Annotated in this window: 14 protein-coding genes; 4 read left to right on the top strand and 10 right to left on the bottom strand. The window is 73.3% G+C overall.

Annotated features, from left to right (window positions below):
- Nucleotides 1-79 precede the first annotated feature (79 nt).
- A complete protein-coding gene (locus ACO229_RS25025) occupies nt 80-889 on the top strand; it encodes an acetylxylan esterase (RefSeq protein WP_397430806.1) in 810 nt (269 codons plus the stop codon).
- A gap of 35 nt (nt 890-924) precedes the next feature.
- On the opposite strand, the gene ACO229_RS25020 is transcribed toward ACO229_RS25025, so the two are convergent.
- The 7 genes from ACO229_RS25020 to metG all read right to left on the bottom strand — a co-directional run bounded on the left by ACO229_RS25020 (nt 925) and on the right by metG (nt 10,312).
- A complete protein-coding gene (locus tag ACO229_RS25020) occupies nt 925-1,878 on the bottom strand; it encodes a 4-(cytidine 5'-diphospho)-2-C-methyl-D-erythritol kinase (RefSeq protein WP_423463113.1) in 954 nt (317 codons plus the stop codon).
- Nucleotides 1,875-2,783: a 16S rRNA (adenine(1518)-N(6)/adenine(1519)-N(6))-dimethyltransferase RsmA gene (gene rsmA / locus ACO229_RS25015; protein ID WP_423463112.1), complete on the bottom strand. Its 909-nt coding sequence runs from the start codon at nt 2,781-2,783 to the stop codon at nt 1,875-1,877. Before rsmA ends, ACO229_RS25020 begins: the two co-directional genes overlap by 4 nt.
- Before the next feature lie 24 nt (nt 2,784-2,807).
- Nucleotides 2,808-4,052 (bottom strand): ubiquitin-like domain-containing protein, encoded by a 1,245-nt coding sequence (locus ACO229_RS25010; RefSeq protein WP_423463111.1) that lies wholly within the window; start codon nt 4,050-4,052, stop codon nt 2,808-2,810.
- A 451-nt stretch (nt 4,053-4,503) separates the two neighbouring features.
- A complete protein-coding gene (locus tag ACO229_RS25005; RefSeq protein ID WP_423463110.1) occupies nt 4,504-6,093 on the bottom strand; it encodes a transglycosylase family protein in 1,590 nt (529 codons plus the stop codon).
- Between the two features lie 215 nt (nt 6,094-6,308).
- The gene (locus ACO229_RS25000; protein ID WP_397409320.1) at nt 6,309-7,481 is read right to left on the bottom strand and encodes a ubiquitin-like domain-containing protein; all 1,173 of its coding nucleotides are present in this window, start codon (nt 7,479-7,481) and stop codon (nt 6,309-6,311) included.
- A 99-nt stretch (nt 7,482-7,580) separates the two neighbouring features.
- Entirely contained in the window at nt 7,581-8,585 is a 1,005-nt protein-coding gene (locus ACO229_RS24995; RefSeq protein WP_423463109.1) for a TatD family hydrolase, read from the bottom strand.
- Nucleotides 8,586-8,593: 8 nt separating this feature from the next.
- Nucleotides 8,594-10,312, bottom strand: coding sequence for a methionine--tRNA ligase (metG, locus tag ACO229_RS24990; RefSeq protein ID WP_423463108.1), 1,719 nt, complete (start codon nt 10,310-10,312; stop codon nt 8,594-8,596).
- Between the two features lie 125 nt (nt 10,313-10,437).
- On the opposite strand from metG, the gene ACO229_RS24985 reads away from it, so the two are divergent.
- Nucleotides 10,438-11,034, top strand: a complete 597-nt coding sequence (locus tag ACO229_RS24985) for an isochorismatase family protein (protein WP_423463107.1) — start codon at nt 10,438-10,440, stop codon at nt 11,032-11,034.
- An 8-nt stretch (nt 11,035-11,042) separates the two neighbouring features.
- Here the strand turns inward: ACO229_RS24985 and ACO229_RS24980 are convergent, their stop codons facing one another.
- On the bottom strand, nt 11,043-12,806 hold the full coding sequence (locus ACO229_RS24980; RefSeq protein WP_397430813.1) for a dolichyl-phosphate-mannose--protein mannosyltransferase: 1,764 nt from the start codon (nt 12,804-12,806) through the stop codon (nt 11,043-11,045).
- Nucleotides 12,807-12,839: 33 nt separating this feature from the next.
- Between ACO229_RS24980 and rsmI the strand changes: the two genes are divergently transcribed.
- Nucleotides 12,840-13,703 carry a 16S rRNA (cytidine(1402)-2'-O)-methyltransferase gene (gene rsmI / locus ACO229_RS24975; RefSeq protein ID WP_423463106.1) on the top strand — a complete coding sequence of 288 codons (864 nt, stop codon included), beginning with the start codon at nt 12,840-12,842 and terminating at the stop codon, nt 13,701-13,703.
- Between the two features lie 9 nt (nt 13,704-13,712).
- Here the strand turns inward: rsmI and ACO229_RS24970 are convergent, their stop codons facing one another.
- Both ACO229_RS24970 and ACO229_RS24965 read right to left on the bottom strand, forming a co-directional pair.
- Nucleotides 13,713-15,275: a family 20 glycosylhydrolase gene (locus tag ACO229_RS24970; RefSeq protein WP_423463105.1), complete on the bottom strand. Its 1,563-nt coding sequence runs from the start codon at nt 15,273-15,275 to the stop codon at nt 13,713-13,715.
- 47 nt (nt 15,276-15,322) lie between these two features.
- On the bottom strand, nt 15,323-16,948 hold the full coding sequence (locus tag ACO229_RS24965; protein ID WP_423463104.1) for a hypothetical protein: 1,626 nt from the start codon (nt 16,946-16,948) through the stop codon (nt 15,323-15,325).
- A gap of 134 nt (nt 16,949-17,082) precedes the next feature.
- Between ACO229_RS24965 and ACO229_RS24960 the strand changes: the two genes are divergently transcribed.
- Nucleotides 17,083-17,664: a TetR/AcrR family transcriptional regulator gene (locus ACO229_RS24960; RefSeq protein ID WP_397430816.1), complete on the top strand. Its 582-nt coding sequence runs from the start codon at nt 17,083-17,085 to the stop codon at nt 17,662-17,664.
- Nucleotides 17,665-17,673 lie beyond the last annotated feature (9 nt).

Raw genomic sequence — 17,673 nt, 5'->3', positions numbered from 1 at the left:
CACCGGGGCGGAACCGAGACCTGGCTGTCACACCCTGGCGGTAGGCTCCCAGCGCACGACCGTCCCCGGAGGTGTTCCCGTGCCCGAGTACGACCTGCCGCCCGTCACGGTGGCGCCGGCAGCCCCGCCTGCCACCGACGAGCCCGAGGGCTTCGACCTGTTCTGGTCCCGGACGCTCGCCGTGCACCGCGACATCGAGGTCGCGCCGGTGCTGGCGCCCGCGTCCACCCGGTCCCGGGGTCTCGTGGCGGAGTCGGTGACCTTCGCCGGCTTCGAGGGCCGCCCCGTGGCGGGCCGGCTCCTCACCCCGGCCGACGCCGGGGCTCCGCGGCCGGGTGTCGTGGAGCTGCGGCCGGCCGGGTCGGGCGCGGGGCGGGACGGCGAGTGGCCGGCGTCGGGCGGGTTCGTGCACCTCGTCGTCGAGCTGCCGGGCGACGACCTCGACGACCCGTACAACCGGGCCGTGTTCACCGATGCGGTCCGGGCCGTCCAGGCGCTGCGGACCGTCACCAGCGTGGACCCGTCACGGGTGGCCGTGCTCGGTACCGGGCCGGTGGCCGCGGCGGCGGTCGCGGCGGCCGGGCTCCTGCCGGACCTCGCCTGTGCCCTGGTGGAGGGCGACATCCCCGCGGCGCACAAGGACTCCCTGGTCGCCTTCGCGCGCCGGGCCAGCACGCCGCTGCAGCTCACGCAGGGCGCCGGCGCCCAGGTGCTGCTGGAGGAGTGGGGCTTCAACGCGGCGCTGGCGCTGGCCGCGATGACGGGCACCGTCAAGCGCGTGGTCGAGTGCGTCCTGACCACGGAGGAGGACGTGCCGGCTCGCCGCGCCCGATGGATCACGGCGCACACGGACCTGACGAACGTCTTCGTGCCCCAGGTCGCGTACTGACGGTCGCCTACTGACGGTCGCCTGCCGGGGATCGCCTACTGACGCGCGACCGACGTCACGACCTGCGTGCCCGGGGCGGGCCCCGTGGCGCACCAGATCGAGTCGACGACGTCGGCCGCCGTCCACGCGGCGCCCAGTGCGAGGGCGTGCTGCCGTGACCGGCCGAGTGCGGCCACGGTCGGGCCGGACCCCGACACCACCACACCCAGTGCGCCGGCCTCGGTGGCCACCTCGAGCACCTCGGCCAGCTCCGGGCGCAGGTCGAGCGCCGGGGCCTCCAGGTCGTTGTGCAGGGCCTTGCCCAGCGCCACGGGGTCGCCGGCGCGCAGCGCGTGCATGATGTCGGTGTCGTCCTCGGGTGTGACCACGCCCGTCGACGGGCCGGCCAGCTCGTCGAACCGCCGGAACACGCTGGGTGTCGACAGCCCCGTCCGCTGCGTGCCGAAGCACCAGTGGAACTCGCCGCGCGTCATCGCCGGGGTCAGCAGGTCTCCGCGCCCCGTGCCGACGGCGGTGTGCCCGAGCAGCGAGAACGGCACGTCCGCCCCGAGCTCCGCGGCCATCTCGACGAGCTCCGTGCGCGGCACGCCGGCGTCCCAGAGCGCGTCGCAGGCCACGAGCGCCGCGGCGGCGTCCGCGGACCCGCCGGCCATGCCGCCCGCCACGGGCACGCCCTTGGTGATGTGCAGCGCGACGTCGGCCGCCAGGCCGGTCCGGTCGGCCAGCAGGGCGGCGGCACGCCAGGCGAGGTTGGTCTCGTCGGTCGGGACGGCCTCGGACTGCGGGCCGGAGACCGTCAGCGAGATGCCCGCACCGGGCGGGACCTGGGTGGCCGTGACCTCCTCGTACAGGGACACGGCCTGGAAGACGGTGGCCAGCGGGTGGTAGCCGTCGTCACCGACGGGTCCCACGCGCAGCGCGAGATTGACCTTCCCGGGCGCGCGCACGCGGACCGAGGGCGGCGGGGCCGCGCTGAGCCGCGCGCTCACCGGGCCTCCTCCACGTCGTCGGCACCGGACGTCCGGGGCGCCCGCAGCACCGCCCCCTCGGGCAGGTGCTCCGCGACCCCGGCGAACTGCTCGACCGTGAGGGTCTCACCGCGCGCCCCCGGGTCCACGCCCGCGGCGCGCAGCGCCGCCTCGGCCGCCGCGCCCGAGCCGAACAGCCCGGACAGCGCGGCGCGCAGCGTCTTGCGGCGCTGCGCGAACGCGGCGTCGACGACGGCGAAGACCTCCTCGCGCGACGCGGTGGTCGACGGCGGCTCCCGGCGTTCCAGCCGGACGAGGGCGGAGTCGACGTTGGGCGCGGGCCAGAAGACGCTGCGCCCGATCGTCCCGGCGCGGCGGGCCGACGCGTACCAGGCGGCCTTGACGGACGGCACGCCGTAGATCTTGCTGCCGGGCACGGCGGCGATGCGGTCGGCCACCTCGGCCTGGACCATCACGAGCACGCGCTCCAGCGAGCCGAACCGCTGGAGCATGGTCAGCAGCACGGGAACGGCCACGTTGTACGGGAGGTTCGCCACGAGCGCCGTCGGCGGCGCTCCGGGCAGGGTGGTGACGTCCATCGCGTCGGAGAGCACCACCTCGAAGTCGGCGTCCGGGAACCGCGCCGTGACGGTCGCGGCGATCTGACCCGCGAGCACCGGGTCGATCTCGACGGCCACCACGGAGGCTCCGGCCTCCACCAGGCCGAGGGTCAGCGACCCCAGGCCCGGCCCCACCTCCACCACGCGCTCGCCCGGCCGCAGCTCGGCAGTGCGCACGATCTTGCGGACGGTGCCGCCGTCGTGCAGGAAGTTCTGGCCCAGGGTCTTGGTGGGCCGGACGCCCAAGCGCCCTGCCAGGTCGCGGATCTCCGCGGGACCGAGCAGGGCGCCTGAGGTTTCGTTCATGCAGGGGAGCCTAACCGAAGGGGATCAGTACCAGCCCACCGACTCCGAGTGGCCCCACGCACCGCACGGCGTGCCGTAGCGGTCCGCGATGTAGCCCAGGCCCCACTCGATCTGCGTGGCCGGGTTGGTGGCCCAGTCGGAGCCCGCCGTGCCCATCTTGGAGCCGGGCAGCGCCTGCGGGATGCCGTAGGCGCCCGAGGACGGGTTGGCCGCCTGGTAGTTCCAGCCGGACTCGCGCTCCCAGAGGAGGTCGAGGCAGGTCCACTCCGAGCCGGTCCAGCCGCGGGCGGCGGCCATCTGCTGACCGATCTCCTTGACCGAGCCCGCCGGCACCGGGGTGCTGGACGTGCTGGACTCCGTCGTGGCGCTCGTGGTGGCCGGCTCGACGGCCTCCTCCTCGACGACGACGGGGCGCTCCTTGGTGCCCTCGACGACGACCCGGTCGACCGGCTTCCGGGTCACCTCGTCGGAGATCTCCTTGCGCTGGACCACCTCGCCGTCGACGGTGCGGAGCTGGACGACCCGGGTGCGCACACCCTTCTCGCCCGCCGTCCGCACCACGTCGTCCAGGTCCTCGTAGCGGTCGCCGTCCTGGACGGTCTTCGTGTCGAAGTCGAGGTCGAACTTCTGGGTGACCCGCTTGGTCTCGACACGCTGCACCTGGATGGCGACGTCGGCGCCGGCCTCGCCGGCGGACCGTGCCGCCTTGGCGTCGATCGACTTGTCCTTCTCGAGCGCGGCGACCGGCGCGATGTTCACCAGGTCGTCCTTGTCGAGCTCGATCTTGAGGCCACCGAGCACGCTGTCGACGCTCTGCGAGTGGTCCTCGACCACCTGGGTCCGCCCGTCCGCCACGACCGCGACGGGACCGTCGTCGTTCAGGCGGAGCGGGAGCGAGGCACGGTCGCCCGAACGGGACGCCACGAGCGCGACGTCGCCGCCACGCTCGGCCAGGGTGGTCAGGGCCTCGCCCGCGTCGGTCACGGTGACCCAGACGTCGCGCTGGTCCTTGCCGTCGGTCATGGTGACCTGGCGGGCGTAGCGGACCACGATCTGGTCGCCGTCGGACAGCTCGGCGCCGGTGCCCGGGGCCACGACGTCGCGCTCACCCAGGCGGATGCCCTGTGAGTCGAGCATGCCCTGGACGGAGCCGGAGTAGGTGGTGATGGTCTTGGTGGTGCCGTCGACGTCCAGCGTGACGGTCTTGCGCGCCTCTGCGAAGGCGACGGATCCGGAGGCGGCGACCGCGACGGCTGCGAGACCGGCCACGAGGGGCCAGCGACGGCGACGCTTGGCGGTAGTGGCCTGGGGTGCTACGGCCTCGGACTCTGAGTTGGTGCTGGGGATGGAGCCAGAACTCTGCTGCTCAAAACGGGGGTTCACTCGTGTCCAGTCGTCGGACGTCCCGGGCACGGGCGGCGAGACGGGCGCCCGCACGCGCGGAGCCCTACCACGAACCGGCCTGGGGGCCGGGCGGCTCTCGCGAGCCGTCGCGGTCTCGACCGGCCGATCCGGCGGTCGCACACTCGCCGCGAAGGGGGTCCGCGACCAGTGCCGTCCTGCCACCGCTGAGGTGCCGTGGGCTACACCACGACGCACCCCCACGCCAGCGAGGACAACCGAACGTAACTGATTTGTTATCGCTCGGCCAAATATCTGAGTGGATTGACAGTGTGGTCTCGGTCACTCGTCCAGGACGAGCGTCCAAGTTCTGGGTGGGTCAGGACAGGCCCAGGGCCGCGGAGCACGCCGGCCACTGCCCCCATCCGGACTGCCGCTGGAGCGCCTGGGCGCGCATGGTCTGCTCGGCCGCCGATGCGTCCGACGGCAGGCCCGAGCCGCCCATCGCCTCCCAGGTGCCCTGCGAGAACTGGTAGAGCCCGTAGTACCCGTTGCCCGTGTTCGTGGTGGGATCACCACCCGACTCGCACGCTGCCAGGCTGGTCCAGACGTCCCCCACGGGTGCCGAGAGCGTCTGGGCCTGTGTCTCCTGCGCCGGTTCGTCCACGGGGGCCGTGGCGTCCGGCTCGGGTCTGTCCTCCTCCTTCGGTTCGTCGTCGCCCTTCGGCGAGTCCTTGCCCTTCGGCCCGTCCTCACCCTTCGGCGAGTCCTTGCCGGCTTCCTTGCCCTTGTCCTTGTCCTTCTTCTCCGGCTCCGGCGCGGGACGCACCTTGGTGCCGTACATGATCACCTTGTCCACGGGAGGCCGGGACACCCACGTGGACAGCTTCTCCCGGCCCGTGACCTTGCCGTCGACGCGGGTGATGTCCCACGAGGTGACTCGTTCGCCCACCGCACCCGAGCGCGCGAGGTACGGGCCCAGGTCCTCGTAGTGGCCGGGGTCCGTCGCCGTCACCGTCTCGAACGGGATCTCGCTGACGGTCTCCTCGATGGACGTCTGGACCTGCTGCACGACCACCGTCAGCGCGGGCTCCTCCGAGCCCTCCGCGGGCCTGCGCTCGACGACGATCCGGTCGTCGCCGTCCACCCGCACGTCGTGCGCGGCGAGCAGCGCGTCGAGCATCACGGCGCCGTCGGCCACCTGCTGCTCCTTGCCGCCGGCCACCAGGGTGACCGGGCCGTCCACGTGCAGCCGCATGGGGAGCGTGGCGCTCCCGCCGGCCACCGCGGGCAGGAGCACCACGTCGCCCTCGCGCGCGGAGAGGGTGTCGAGGGCCTGGTCGGCGTCGAGCGCGGCCACCCAGGCGGTGCGGCGTTCGCCGTCCGCCCGGAGGGTGAGCCGGTGCGCGGTCCGCACCACGACGGTGCTGCCGTCGCTCAGCGCGGCGCCGATGCCGGGCGCCACCTCGTCCCGGCGGGAGACCTCGACGCCCTCGTCGGTCAGGAGGTCGGCCACGTCGCCCTGGAAGGTCTCGACGGTGGTCACGTCGCCGTCCACGTCGAGCGTGACGGTCTTGTGGGCCTCGCCGTAGGCGACCGCGCCACCCGCGCCGGCCAGCACGACGGCCGCAGCCGTCACCATCGCCGCCTTGCGCTTCCGCCGGGGCGGCTCGGGCGGCGGCGGGGGCGGAGGCGGAGGCGGTACGGGAAGGACGCCGAGGCTGCCGGGCGGACCGTCGCCCGCCGGCACGACCGGCACGGGCCCGGAGGGATGGCCGGGCGGCATGCCCGCCATGACCTCCGAGACGCCGGTCTCGGCGCCGGCCACGGTGTCGGGCACGGTGAACATCGCCGCGGGGAAGACCTCGTACGAGCGGGGCGGAGGCCGGAAGATCTCGGCCAGCTCGAGGTCGCCGTCGGCGTCAGGATCGATGCGAGAGTCGCTGGGGCTGCCCTGGGGAGATACCACGCGAGTCCAGTCCTCGGACGGTCCGGGCACGAGGGCCGGGACGGTGCGACGCGCACGCGCCTCCCGTGCTGGGACACGGGTCCGGCCCGCCGATCCGGCGGTCGAGGTGACCGTAACCCTGCTGTTATCCATTGCAAGCCATATGGCGGATAGACACGCGCGAATAGCCCGGAAGGTCCTTTAATCTCCCAAATATTTCGGGGTGAAGAACGCCCTCAGTACCAACCGATCTCCACCGAATGGGCCCAGGCGGCGCACGGCGTGCCGTACCGGCCCGAGATGTAGCCCAGGCCCCACTCGATCTGCGTGGCGGGGTTCGTCAGCCAGTCGCTGCCGACGGTCGCCATCTTGGAGCCCGGGTTGGCCTGCGCGATCCCGTAGGCCTCGCTGCTCGGGTTGTCCGCGTTCCAGCGCCAGCCGCTCTCCTTCTGCCAGAGCTGGTCCAGGCAGGCGAACTCGTCCGCACCCCACCCGCGCTCGGCCGCCATCGCCTGGCCCAGCGCCCGGGCCGAGCCCGGGTCCACCGGCGCGGTGGCCACGTCCATGGTGCCCACGGCGATCACCTCGTCGACGGGCTTGCGCACGACCTTCCGCTCCACCACCGTGCGCTCGACGACGGCGCCGCCCACGGTCTTCACCGCGTACGTCACCTCGGCCTCGCCGGGCACGCCCGCCGTGCGGATCGACTCGTAGCCCTCGGGCAGGCTCGGGTCCTCGACCGTCTCGGTCTTGAACGGCAGCACCTCGGTCACCGTGCTCGACGACGACGCGTCGCGGCTCACCATCACGACCATGCCGTCCACCGCCGCAGCGTCGAGCGGCACGGAGGTGACGTCGCCGTCCGCCAGCGCGATGCCCGCCTCCTGGAACAGGCCGCGCACCGTCGACTGGGTGGTGTGGAACTCCAGCACGGAGCCGTCCACGGCGATGTTGAGCTTCTTGACGGTGGAGAAGCGCACCGGGTCGCGGTCGAGCCGGGCGGTGCGGGAGGCCGTGGCGAGCGCGCCGTCGCCGCGCGGGCCCAGGGCGGCGAGCAGCTCACCGACCGTCCCCGCGGTGGTGCGCAGCGTGATGGTCTGGCCGTCGAGCTCCACGGTGATCTCGCGGCTGGTGCGGACCACGACGGTGTTCCCCGGGCCGACGGCGGCGTCCGCGGCGGGCTGCACCACGTCGTCGGCGGTCAGGTCGATGTGCTGCGAGGCGAGCGCCTCACCGACCGTGTCGCCGTAGACGCCCACGGTGCGGACCACGCCGTTGTAGTCGATCGTCAGGGTGCCCGCGTTGGCGGCGTAGACGCCGCTCACGGCGACCAGCGTGCCGACGACGGCGCCACGGACCACCCATCGGGCCGGCCTGCTCGCGAGCCAGGGCCGTGCGTACCTCACCACGAGCACCAGACCGTAACGGAATGGACTGCACGCGAGAAGACATACGAGGAAGAAATGAAATGCCGCATTTCTACACTCAACGCGTCCTTCTCGCCACGGTCACCACGTGCCGTAGACGCGTTCGGAGTTGGCCGCGACGTCGGCACACAGGGCCGCGAGGTCCGTGCCCAGGTGAACGGCCATGGCGCGCATCGTGTGGGCCGCGGCGAAGGGCGCGTTCGGCCGGCCCCGGAACGGGTGCGGCGTGAGGTACGGGGCGTCGGTCTCCAGCAGCAGCAGCTCGCGCGGCGCCACGGTCAGCGCCGCGCGCAGGTGGTCGTTGGCCTTGAACGTGACCGGCCCGGCGAACGACAGGTACCAGCCGTGCTCCGCGCAGACGCGGGCCATCTCGGCGTCGCCGCTGTAGCAGTGGAAGACGGTGCGCTCGGGGGCGCCGTCGGCCAGCAGGACCTCGATGACCTGGGCGTGGGCGTCCCGGTCGTGGATCTGCAGGGCCAGGCCCAGCTCCTTGGCCAGGGCGATGTGCGCGCGGAACGCGTCCCGCTGCGCCTGCTCGCCGCGTGGTCCGGTACGGAACAGGTCCATGCCCGTCTCACCGATCGCCCGGACCCGGTCGTTGCCCTTCGCGAGCCCCGCGATCTCGGCGATCGCGTCGTCCAGGCCGACCGCGTGGTGCTCCTGCCGCTCGGGCGCGAGCCCGTCCGGCCCGACCTCGTCGATCCCGGCGTGCAGCGTCGCCTCGTTCGGGTGGATGGCCACGGCCCCCACCACCCCGCTGAGTGCGGGGTGTTCGCCCTTTTCTGTGTACCAGGAGGGCGAAAGTCCAGCACTCAACACGGAGGGCCGGGTCAGGAGGTCTACCGTCCAGCGGGCCGACGGGAGGTCGCAGCCCACCTGGACCACCCGGTCCACGCCCGCGGCGACCGCCCGGGCGAGGTGGTCGGCCACCGACGGCGGCCAGGCCTGGCCGGCCGGCTCGCCGTCAGGCGCCTCGTCCGGGAGCACCGCCGCGATGTGGTCGAGGTGGGTGTGGTTGTCCACGACCGGGACGGGCAGCGGCTCCGGGTCGGCCGGGAAACCGCGCTCGCGCGTGCGCTTCGCCATCGCCTGGGTCAGTCCACCGGCCCGGCGCCGAACCGCTCCCGATACCCCTCCAGGTCCTCGTCGCTGATCTTGGCGAACAGCACCGGCGGCACCGTGAAGGCCGTCCCGGCGGGCACGGCGTCGAGCGCCGTCGCCTCCTCGGGCGTGACCCAGGTGGCCGCGTCGTCGAGCGCGAAGACGCCGCGCAGCGTGGCCGCGCTCTGCGGGATGAACGGCTCGGAGACCACGGCGTACAGGCGGATGAGATTCATCGCGGTGCGCAGGGTGACGGCAGCGGCGGCCTCGTCGGTCTTGACCTGCTTCCAGGGCTCCTTCTCGACCAGGTACGCGTTGCCCGCCGCCCACAGGGCGCGCAGCGCGTTCGCGGCCTTGCGGTACTGCAGGGCCTCCATGTGCTCCTCGAGCTCCGCCAGCAGGCGGGAGACCTCGGCCCCGAGCTTCGCCTCCGCGTCGCCCGGCTCGCCGCCCGCGGGCACGGTCTCGCCGAACCGCTTGGCCGAGAACGTCAGCACCCGGTTGACGAAGTTGCCGAGCGTGTCCGCCAGGTCCTTGTTGACCGTGCCGGCGAACTGCTCCCAGGTGAAGGACGAGTCGTCCGACTCCGGGGCGTTCGCGATGAGGTAGTAGCGCCAGTAGTCGGCCGGCAGGATCTCCAGGGCCGCGTCCGTGAACACACCGCGCTGCTGCGACGTCGAGAACTTGCCGCCGTAGTAGTTGAGCCAGCTGAAGCCCTTGACGAAGTCGACCATCTTCCACGGCTCGCGGACGCCGAGCTGCGTCGCGGGGAACATCACCGTGTGGAACGGGACGTTGTCCTTGGCCATGAACTGCGTGTAGCGCACGTCTGCGGCCTCGTACCACCAGGACTTCCAGTCCCGGGTCTCACCGTCGGCCGCCGCGTCCGCCCACTCCTTGGTGGCGCCGATGTACTCGATCGGGGCGTCGAACCAGACGTAGAAGACCTTGCCCTCGGCGGCGAGCTCCGGCCAGGTGTCGGCCGGGACGGGGACGCCCCACTCCAGGTCGCGCGTGATCGCGCGGTCGTGCAGCCCCTCGGCGAGCCACTTGCGTGCGATCGACGTCGACAGCAGCGGCCACTCCTTGCTGTTCTCGTCGATCCACGCCTCGACCTCGCCCTGCAGCTTCGACTGGAGCAGGAACAGGTGCTTGGTCTCCCGCACCTCGAGGTCGGTGGAACCGCTGATCGCCGAGCGCGGGTCGATCAGGTCGGTCGGGTCCAGCACACGCGTGCAGTTCTCGCACTGGTCGCCGCGCGCCTTGTCGTAGCCGCAGTGCGGGCAGGTGCCCTCGACGTAACGGTCGGGCAGGAAGCGCCCGTCGACCGGCGAGTAGACCTGCCGGATGGCGCGCTCCTCGATGAACCCGTTCTCGTGCAGGCGCCGCGCGAAGTGCTGCGTGATCTCGGCGTTCTGCGGCGAGGAGCTGCGGCCGAAGTAGTCGAACGTCAGCCCGAACCCGTCGTAGATCGACTTCTGGGTCTCGTGCGCCGCGGCGCAGAACTCGGCGACGGGCTGCCCCGCCTTGGCCGCGGCGAGCTCCGCGGGCGTGCCGTGCTCGTCGGTGGCGCAGATGTACAGCACGTCGTGACCGCGCTGGCGCAGGTAGCGGGCGTACACGTCGGCCGGGAGCATCGACCCGACCATGTTCCCCAGGTGCTTGATGCCGTTGATGTACGGAAGCGCACTGGTGACAAGGTGGCGAGCCATCGCTGGATGCTCCAATTCTGCGGGAAGAGACTGTCGTCCAATCCTAGGGCCACGCGCCCAGCGCAATACGCCGGTGGCTGTGGTGGGGCCGCTCGGCCCGCAGCCGGCGTGGCAGAGTGGGGAGCATGAGCCTGACCGAGTCCGAGCCCGTCCGCCGGGCCCTCGTCGTCGTCGACGTCCAGCCCACGTTCTGCGAGGGGGGCGAGCTCGCCACCGAGGGGGCCAACGAGATCGCCCACCGCGTCGCGACCTACGCCGCCGCGCACCGCGACCGGTACACCACGGTGCTCACCACGCAGGACTGGCACATCGACCCGGGCGAGCACTTCAGCGACCACCCCGACTTCGTCGACTCCTGGCCCCCGCACGGCATCGCCAACTCCCCCGGAGCGGAGCTGCACCCGGCGCTCGCCGAGCTGCACCCCGACGCACGGCTCAAGAAGGGCCAGTACTCGCACGGCTACTCGGGCTTCGACGGCGCCGACGAGCACGGCCGCAGCCTCGCGACCATCCTGGCCGAGGCACAGGTGACCGACGTCGACGTGGTCGGCCTGGTCGAGTCGCACTGCGTCAAGCACACCGCGCTCGACGCGCGCCGCGCGGGCCTGCGCACCCGCGTGCTGACCGACCTGACCATCCCCGTCTCCCCGGAGCAGGGCCGGACCGCCGAGCAGGAGCTCAGCGCCGCAGGAGTGGAGCTCCGCGACAGCGCGACCCTCTGACGGGCCCGCTAGATCCAGCTCGGGAGCAGCATCAGGCGCTGCCAGTACTCGTACGGCACCGGCATCGCGGTCCAGATCGGGTAGTAGAGCACGCTCACCCCCACGATCAGCACCACCAGGACGGCGGCCAGCCAGCTCACGATGCGGCGGTCCCCGCTGCGCCGCGGGGTCCGTTCCAGCCCCACCGCCAGCAGGTACACGAGCGTCAGGATCACGAACGGCGTGAACACGATCGAGTAGAACGTGAAGATGGTGCGGTCCGCGAGCGGCCAGGAGTACAGGAACCACGGCAGCCAGCCGGCGGCGATCCCCACCAGGGCCGTCGCCCCGCGCCAGTCGCGGTAGCGGACGACGAGCACCAGCACCACGGGGATCGCCAGCGCACCGAGCCACCACAGCAGCGGGTTGCCGAGCGACGTCACCGCGGTCGCGCAGTCGCCGACGGCGTCGTCCGGGCACGGCCCCTGGCCGGGGGCGAACTTCTCCCAGAAGAACGACGTCGGCCGCCACTGCACGATCCAGCCCAGCGGGTGCGACGCGTAGTTGTGGTCCGACTCCAGGCCGTTGTGGAAGTCCCACATCATGCGGTGGTACTCCCACAGGGAGCGGCCGGCCTCCCAGGCGCCCTGTGCCCAGCCCCAGTCGGGCCACCACCCCGGCGGTGCGACGCCGTTCACCTCGGCCCAGTTGCGCAGGTACGACATCGGGTGCGCGAACCACGCCGACCAGGTCGCCACGTACACCGCGACCACCGTGGGCAGCAGCACCACGACGGCCGGGACGACGTCGACCACCAGCGCGTCCTCCCACCAGCGCCCGATGCCGGCGGCGCGGCGCGCCGTGAGGTCCCAGATGACCGTGAGCAGGCCGAACGCCGCGACGAAGTACAGGCCCGACCACTTGACGCCGCACGCCAGCCCGAGAGAGACGGCGGCGGCCAGCCGCCACCACCGGACGCCGAGCCGTGGCCCGTACTTCCCGATCACGCCGCCGGCCTCGACGATCTGCGCCACCCGGTCCGCCAGCCGGCGTCTGGCCCACTCGCGGTCCAGCACCAGGCAGCCGAACCCGACCAGCACCCAGAACATGAGGAACTGGTCGAGCAGCCCGGTGCGCGAGTGCACGATCGCCTCGCCGTCGACGGCGAGCAGCAGGCCCGCGACCAGGCCGAGCAGGGTCGAGGAGAACAGTCGCCGCGCGATGCGCACGATGAGGAACACCGCGAGCACGCCGATCACCGCGCTCGCGATGCGCCAGGCCACCGGGTCCTGGGCGCCGCCCATGAGGCGCATGCCGAGAGCGATCATCCACTTGCCGACGGGCGGGTGCACCACGTACTCGGCCTCGTCGGTCTTGTACGAGCTCACGTCGCCCGCCTCGAAGGCGGGGTTCGGCTCGTCGGGCCACGCGGCCTCGAAGCCGAGGCTGGCCAGGGACCAGCCCTCCTTGACGTAGTACGTCTCGTCGAACACCAGCTTGCCCGGCCGGCCCAGCTCCCACAGCCGCGCGGCGGCCGCGAGCAGCGTGACCAGGAGCGCGCCGAACAGACCCCAGAACCGGTCGGCCGCCGTCCGCCCCAGCGCGAGGCGCCGCTCGCCGAGCAGGTCCCGCAGGAGCCGGTCGCGCACGGGTGGCTCGGGTGCCGGCCGGTCGACGACGGGGAACGACCCGGTGCTCACCGCGGCACGGCGCACGTGCGCCCCGAACGTCCCGGGCAGAGCCTGCTGCGCTCCCGGAAAGTGCGCTCCTGTGGCGTCAGGCTGCTGAGACACCGGGCCAGCATAGAGCGTGACACCCTGTGCTTCATGACCGACCCGTCCCCCGTACCCGAAGCCGGCTCCCTCGTCCTGGCCGCCACCCCGATCGGCAACGCGGAGGATGCCTCGCCCCGCCTGGTCCGCCTCCTGGCGGACGCCGACGTCGTCGCCGCCGAGGACACCCGCCGCCTGCACGGGCTCGCCGGCCGGCTGGGTGTCCAGGTACGGGGCAGGGTCACGAGCTACCACGAGCACAACGAGACGGCCCGCGCGGACGAGCTCCTCGACGTCGTCGACGGCGGTGGCACCGTCGTGGTCGTGACGGACGCCGGGATGCCGTCGGTCTCCGACCCCGGGTACCGCATCGTGGAGCGCGCGATCGAGCGCGGGCTGCGCGTCACCGCCGCGCCCGGCCCGAGCGCCGTGCTCACGGCCCTGGCGCTCTCCGGCCTGCCGACCGACCGGTTCACCTTCGAGGGCTTCCTGCCGCGCAAGCCCGGCGACCGCGCCCGGGCGCTCGCCGCGCTGGCCGCCGAGCCGCGCACCATGGTGTTCTTCGAGGCGCCGCACCGCATCGCGGAGACGCTGGGCGCCATGGCGGCCGCGTTCGGCGACACCCGGCCGGCCGCCGTCGCGCGCGAGCTGACCAAGACCTACGAGGAGGTGCTGCGCGGCACGCTCGCGGACCTCACGGAGCGCGCGGCGGCCGAGCAGCTCCGGGGCGAGATCTGCGTGGTGGTCGGCGGCGCGCCGGCGACCGGCGCGAGCGTGGCGGACGTCGTGGACGAGGTGCTGTCCCGCGTCGCCGCGGGCGAGCGCCTCAAGGCAGCCGTCGCCGAGGTGGCCGACGCCGCGGGCGTGCCGAAGCGTGACCTCTACGCAGCGGCCCTGGCCGCCCGCCCTGCGCGCTGACGGCCCGGGTCACCAGTCGATCTGAGGTGTCGGGTGGTAGGCGTCGCCGTCGCGGCGCCACGTGGCCGCCTCGACCGCGACCCGGGCCCGGAACGACTCCCAGTCCTTGGCACCCGGCTGCGACCACGCGGTCTCGGCCACCGCGGCGAGCCGCGGCAGCAGCATCGAGAAGAGGTCCGCGCGGCTGGCCAGCGTCTCCGTCCAGATGGCCGCCGACACGCCCTCGATCGCGGACTCCGGCAGCCCCTCGACGAGGCGCGCCGGGTCCCAGTCGTAGGAGTCGTGCAGCTCGACGAAGGCCGCCCACTGCTGGCCCAGCGGGTGCTCGGGCGTGTACTTCATGTCGAGGTAGGCACGGTCCGCGGGGGACATCACGAACCTCGCCCCCGCCTGTGCGGCGCGCACGAAGGGTGCGGGGTCCGGCCGGGTGTCCCAGTACTGCAGCACGGTGCCGGGCTCGACGAGCGAGGGGCCGTCGGCGCCGGGGGCCTCGGCCGCGCCCGGAGCGGGGGCGGCGCCGGAGGCCGCGAGCGCAGCGACCGCCGCCTGGTCACCGTGTGCGGAGCCTGCGGCCTCCTGCCAGGCCACCGGTGTCTTGCCCGCCGCCGTGACGATCTCCTGGCACAGCACCACGAACCGGCCGAACTCCTCGGGCTGCATCACCAGCACCTCGTCGCCGCCGAAGTGCACCCAGGGCCCCAGCGTCATGCGCGCGACGTCGGTGAACACGTCGCGCAGGAACGGCTCGGTGGCGGGCAGGTCGAGGTGCAGCTTGGAGAAGCCCACCTCGATCCCGTCGTAGGCGTCCGTGGGCTCGCCCGACGGCATGAGCTCGCCGTAGGCGTGCGTCGCGGCGTTGACGTGGCCCGGCACGTCGATCTCCGGGACGATGACGACCTCCCGCTCGGCCGCGTACTCCTGGAGCTCGCGGTACTCGTCGGCGGTGAGGAACCCACCCGTCGCGCCCGACACGGCGCCCTGCGACGACTTCTCGGTCAGCGCCGGCCGGGACGGGATCTCCAGACGCCAGCCCTGGTCGTCCGAGAGGTGCAGGTGCAGCCGGTTCATCTTGTAGGAGCCGACGAGGTCCACGACGGCACGCAGGTCGGCCGGCCCGAACCAGTGCCGCACCACGTCGAGCGACAGCCCGCGCCACGGGTACCGCGGCGCGTCCCGCACGACGACGGCGCCCACCTCGACCGGACCGCCCGTCTCCCCGCGGCGGGCGTTGACGAGCTGGCGCAGTGTCCGCACGCCGTGCAGCAGCCCGGCGCGCCCGGGGGCCGCGACCGTGACGCCGTCCGGGGTCACGGTCAGCGTGTAGCGCTCCGTGCTCTGCGCGGCCTCGGGCCCGGCGGCCGGGTCCAGCAGGAGGACCACCGGGGCGCCGGCGTCGGCCACGACGGCTCCGGCGGCGACAAGCAGCTCGCCCGCCAGCCGGGCGAGGACGGCGTCGGGCGCGTCCACGGTGACGGTGGCGAGGTCCAGCACTCCCTCGCCCGGTTCGGTCTCGACAGGTGCGGGGATGACGGCGTCGGCGACGACTGCCGCGCCGCTGCTCACGGTGGTCACGATTGTTAGGGCCCCTTCGCTCCGGTGGTGCCCGCAGTTTCGCAGGTTCAGCCGGCGGAGACCAGGCCCAGGAGCGGTTCGGTCGGCATGATGCTCTCCGGGTCGGCGGGCAGCGCGTCGGGGGCGGACCAGCCGAGGTAGGTGTGCGCGGGGAGCTCGTTCGCGACGTCGGCCCAGACACCGCCCGCCGTGGCCTGGCCCTCACCCGGACCTGCGGCGGTGAACACCACCGCCACCTGCGGCGGCACGTCGAGCAGCGACCGGTCCACCACGGAGGCGGCCGTCGACTGGTGCACCTCCAGCATGATCTGCGGCAGTCCGCGCTCCGTGGCGAGCTGCGCGAGCCGGTCCACCACGGCCTGCAGCTCCGCGACGGGTACCGAGCCGTCCTCGGCGCCGTTGCCCGCCACGCGGAACTCCGGGTGCACCGACACCCCGACACCCGGCCTGGTCAGCAGCGGTTCGAGGGCGTCGAGCTGCGCGGCCAGCGGCTGGTTGCCCGGCGCGACGTCGAGCAGCACGAGCTGCCCCGCCTCGCGGATCGCCCCGACGGCGGCCGTGACGGCCTCCAGCGGCTGCTCGTCGACGTAGTCGCCGTCGTCACCGGCAGCGCCGGAGCGGACGCTCGCAACCACGGTGACCAGCGGTTCCGCGTCGAACGGTGCCGCATGGGCCGCAGCCGAGGCCGCGGCGGCCACGGCGTCGGCCCCCGGGTCCGCGAGACCGGCCGGCACCACGTACGACGTCGACACGTACCGGCCCGGGAAGAGCCGCAGCGCCCCGCCCGGCAGCGTCGCGCCCGACGTGGCGACCTCCACCTGCCAGCCGAGGTCGTCCGCGGTGCCGAAGCCGTCGCCGATCCCGACCACGCCGAGCGGCTTGAGCGCGCGGATGGTCTCGACCGTCTCGGGGCTGGTGGCGATGTCTCCGCCCGGCACCTCGACCGGGACCGCTCCGGCGGCGAGCGCCGTACCGATGGCCGCCTCGTGCCCCGGCTGCGGGTCCACGGCGACGAGGATCTCCTGGAGCAGCGTCGGGTCGGCGACGTCGGGGATCTCGGCGCGCAGACCGGCCACGTCCGACGCGTCGAGCCGGTCCGCGGTGGGGAGCTGCACCTTGCCGGTCTCCGGCTTGTCGGCGCCGCTGCGGCCCCCGGTGGCGGCCGCCTCGGCCGCGGCGCTCAGCGCACCGGGGTCGAACCGTACGACGTCGGCCTTGCCGGTGGCCGCGCCGACCTCCGCGACGGCTTCCTCGTCACCGACGACGACGACCGTGCCGGCCCCGAGCCGGTCGAGCTCGGCGACGAGGTTGGTGTCCGAGACCCCGCCGTCGGTGAGCAGCACCGGTGCGGTGACGGCGGCGCCGGTGGCCGCCGCGGTCGCTCGGGCGTCGGTGTCGTCCGCCGGGGCGATGACGGCCACCGGGGAGGCGTGGAAGAACGCCTGGCTCGCGGTGAGCGCGAGCTCCGCGGCGTCCGACGAGTCGAGGACGAGCGCGGGCCCTTCCGGCTCCCTGACCTGGAAGCTCTCCCCCGTGCTGCCGTCGACGCCCTCGGCCGTGGGCACGGTGCACCCGGCGAGGGCGAGGGCTGTCGCCACGGGCAGGGCAGCGAGCAGGACCGTGACGGAGGCAGGGCGGTGGTGTGGGACGAATCGGACGTTCCGGATGGCCACGGGCTTCATTCTCCCCCACTGGGCGACCAGGTGGGAACCCCGGGACGCCGTCCGCGAGGTAGACGAACACGTCACTCCACCACGCTGTAGACTGGTCGGTCAGGCATCGGCACCACCAACCAGGAGCGACCGGGATGAACAGCAGCACCCCCTCCACCCGCGACCGCATCCTCGACGCGGCCACGGAGCTCTTCTACGCCCACGGCATCCGCGCCGTCAGCGCCGACAAGATCATCGAGCGCGCGGGGATCACGAAGGTCACGTTCTACCGCCACTTCCGCACCAAGGACCTGCTCGTGGTGGCCTACCTGGAGCGACAGGGCGCCTGGGAGCGTGCCGCCCTCGACGGGCTGCGCGCCGCGGCACCCGACGCCGCGGAGGCGTTCCGCCGGTTCGCGCAGGGCATCGGCGCCGAGGCCTGCAAGCCGGGCTTCCGGGGCTGCTCGTTCATCAACGCGGCCGCCGAGTATGCGGAGCCCGGCAGCCCGGTCCGCGCCGTCGTCGCCGAGCACCGCGCCTGGTACCGCCGGACCTTCGCCGCGATGCTCGACGAGCTGGGCGTGCCCGGCGCCGAGCAGGGGGCCGAGGAGCTCATGATGCTCCGCGACGGGGCGATGCTCGCCGGCTACCTCGGCGAGCCGTCCGAGGTGGCCGACGCGCTGGAGCGCGCGATCTTCGCGGTCGTCGAGGGGCGCAGGCTCCCCGCCCGCGGATAGTCGCCACCC

The sequence above is a fragment of the Promicromonospora sp. MS192 genome (assembly GCF_049532985.1).
Classification (GTDB): domain Bacteria; phylum Actinomycetota; class Actinomycetes; order Actinomycetales; family Cellulomonadaceae; genus Promicromonospora.
This window is presented reverse-complemented; position numbering and strand designations above follow the sequence as displayed.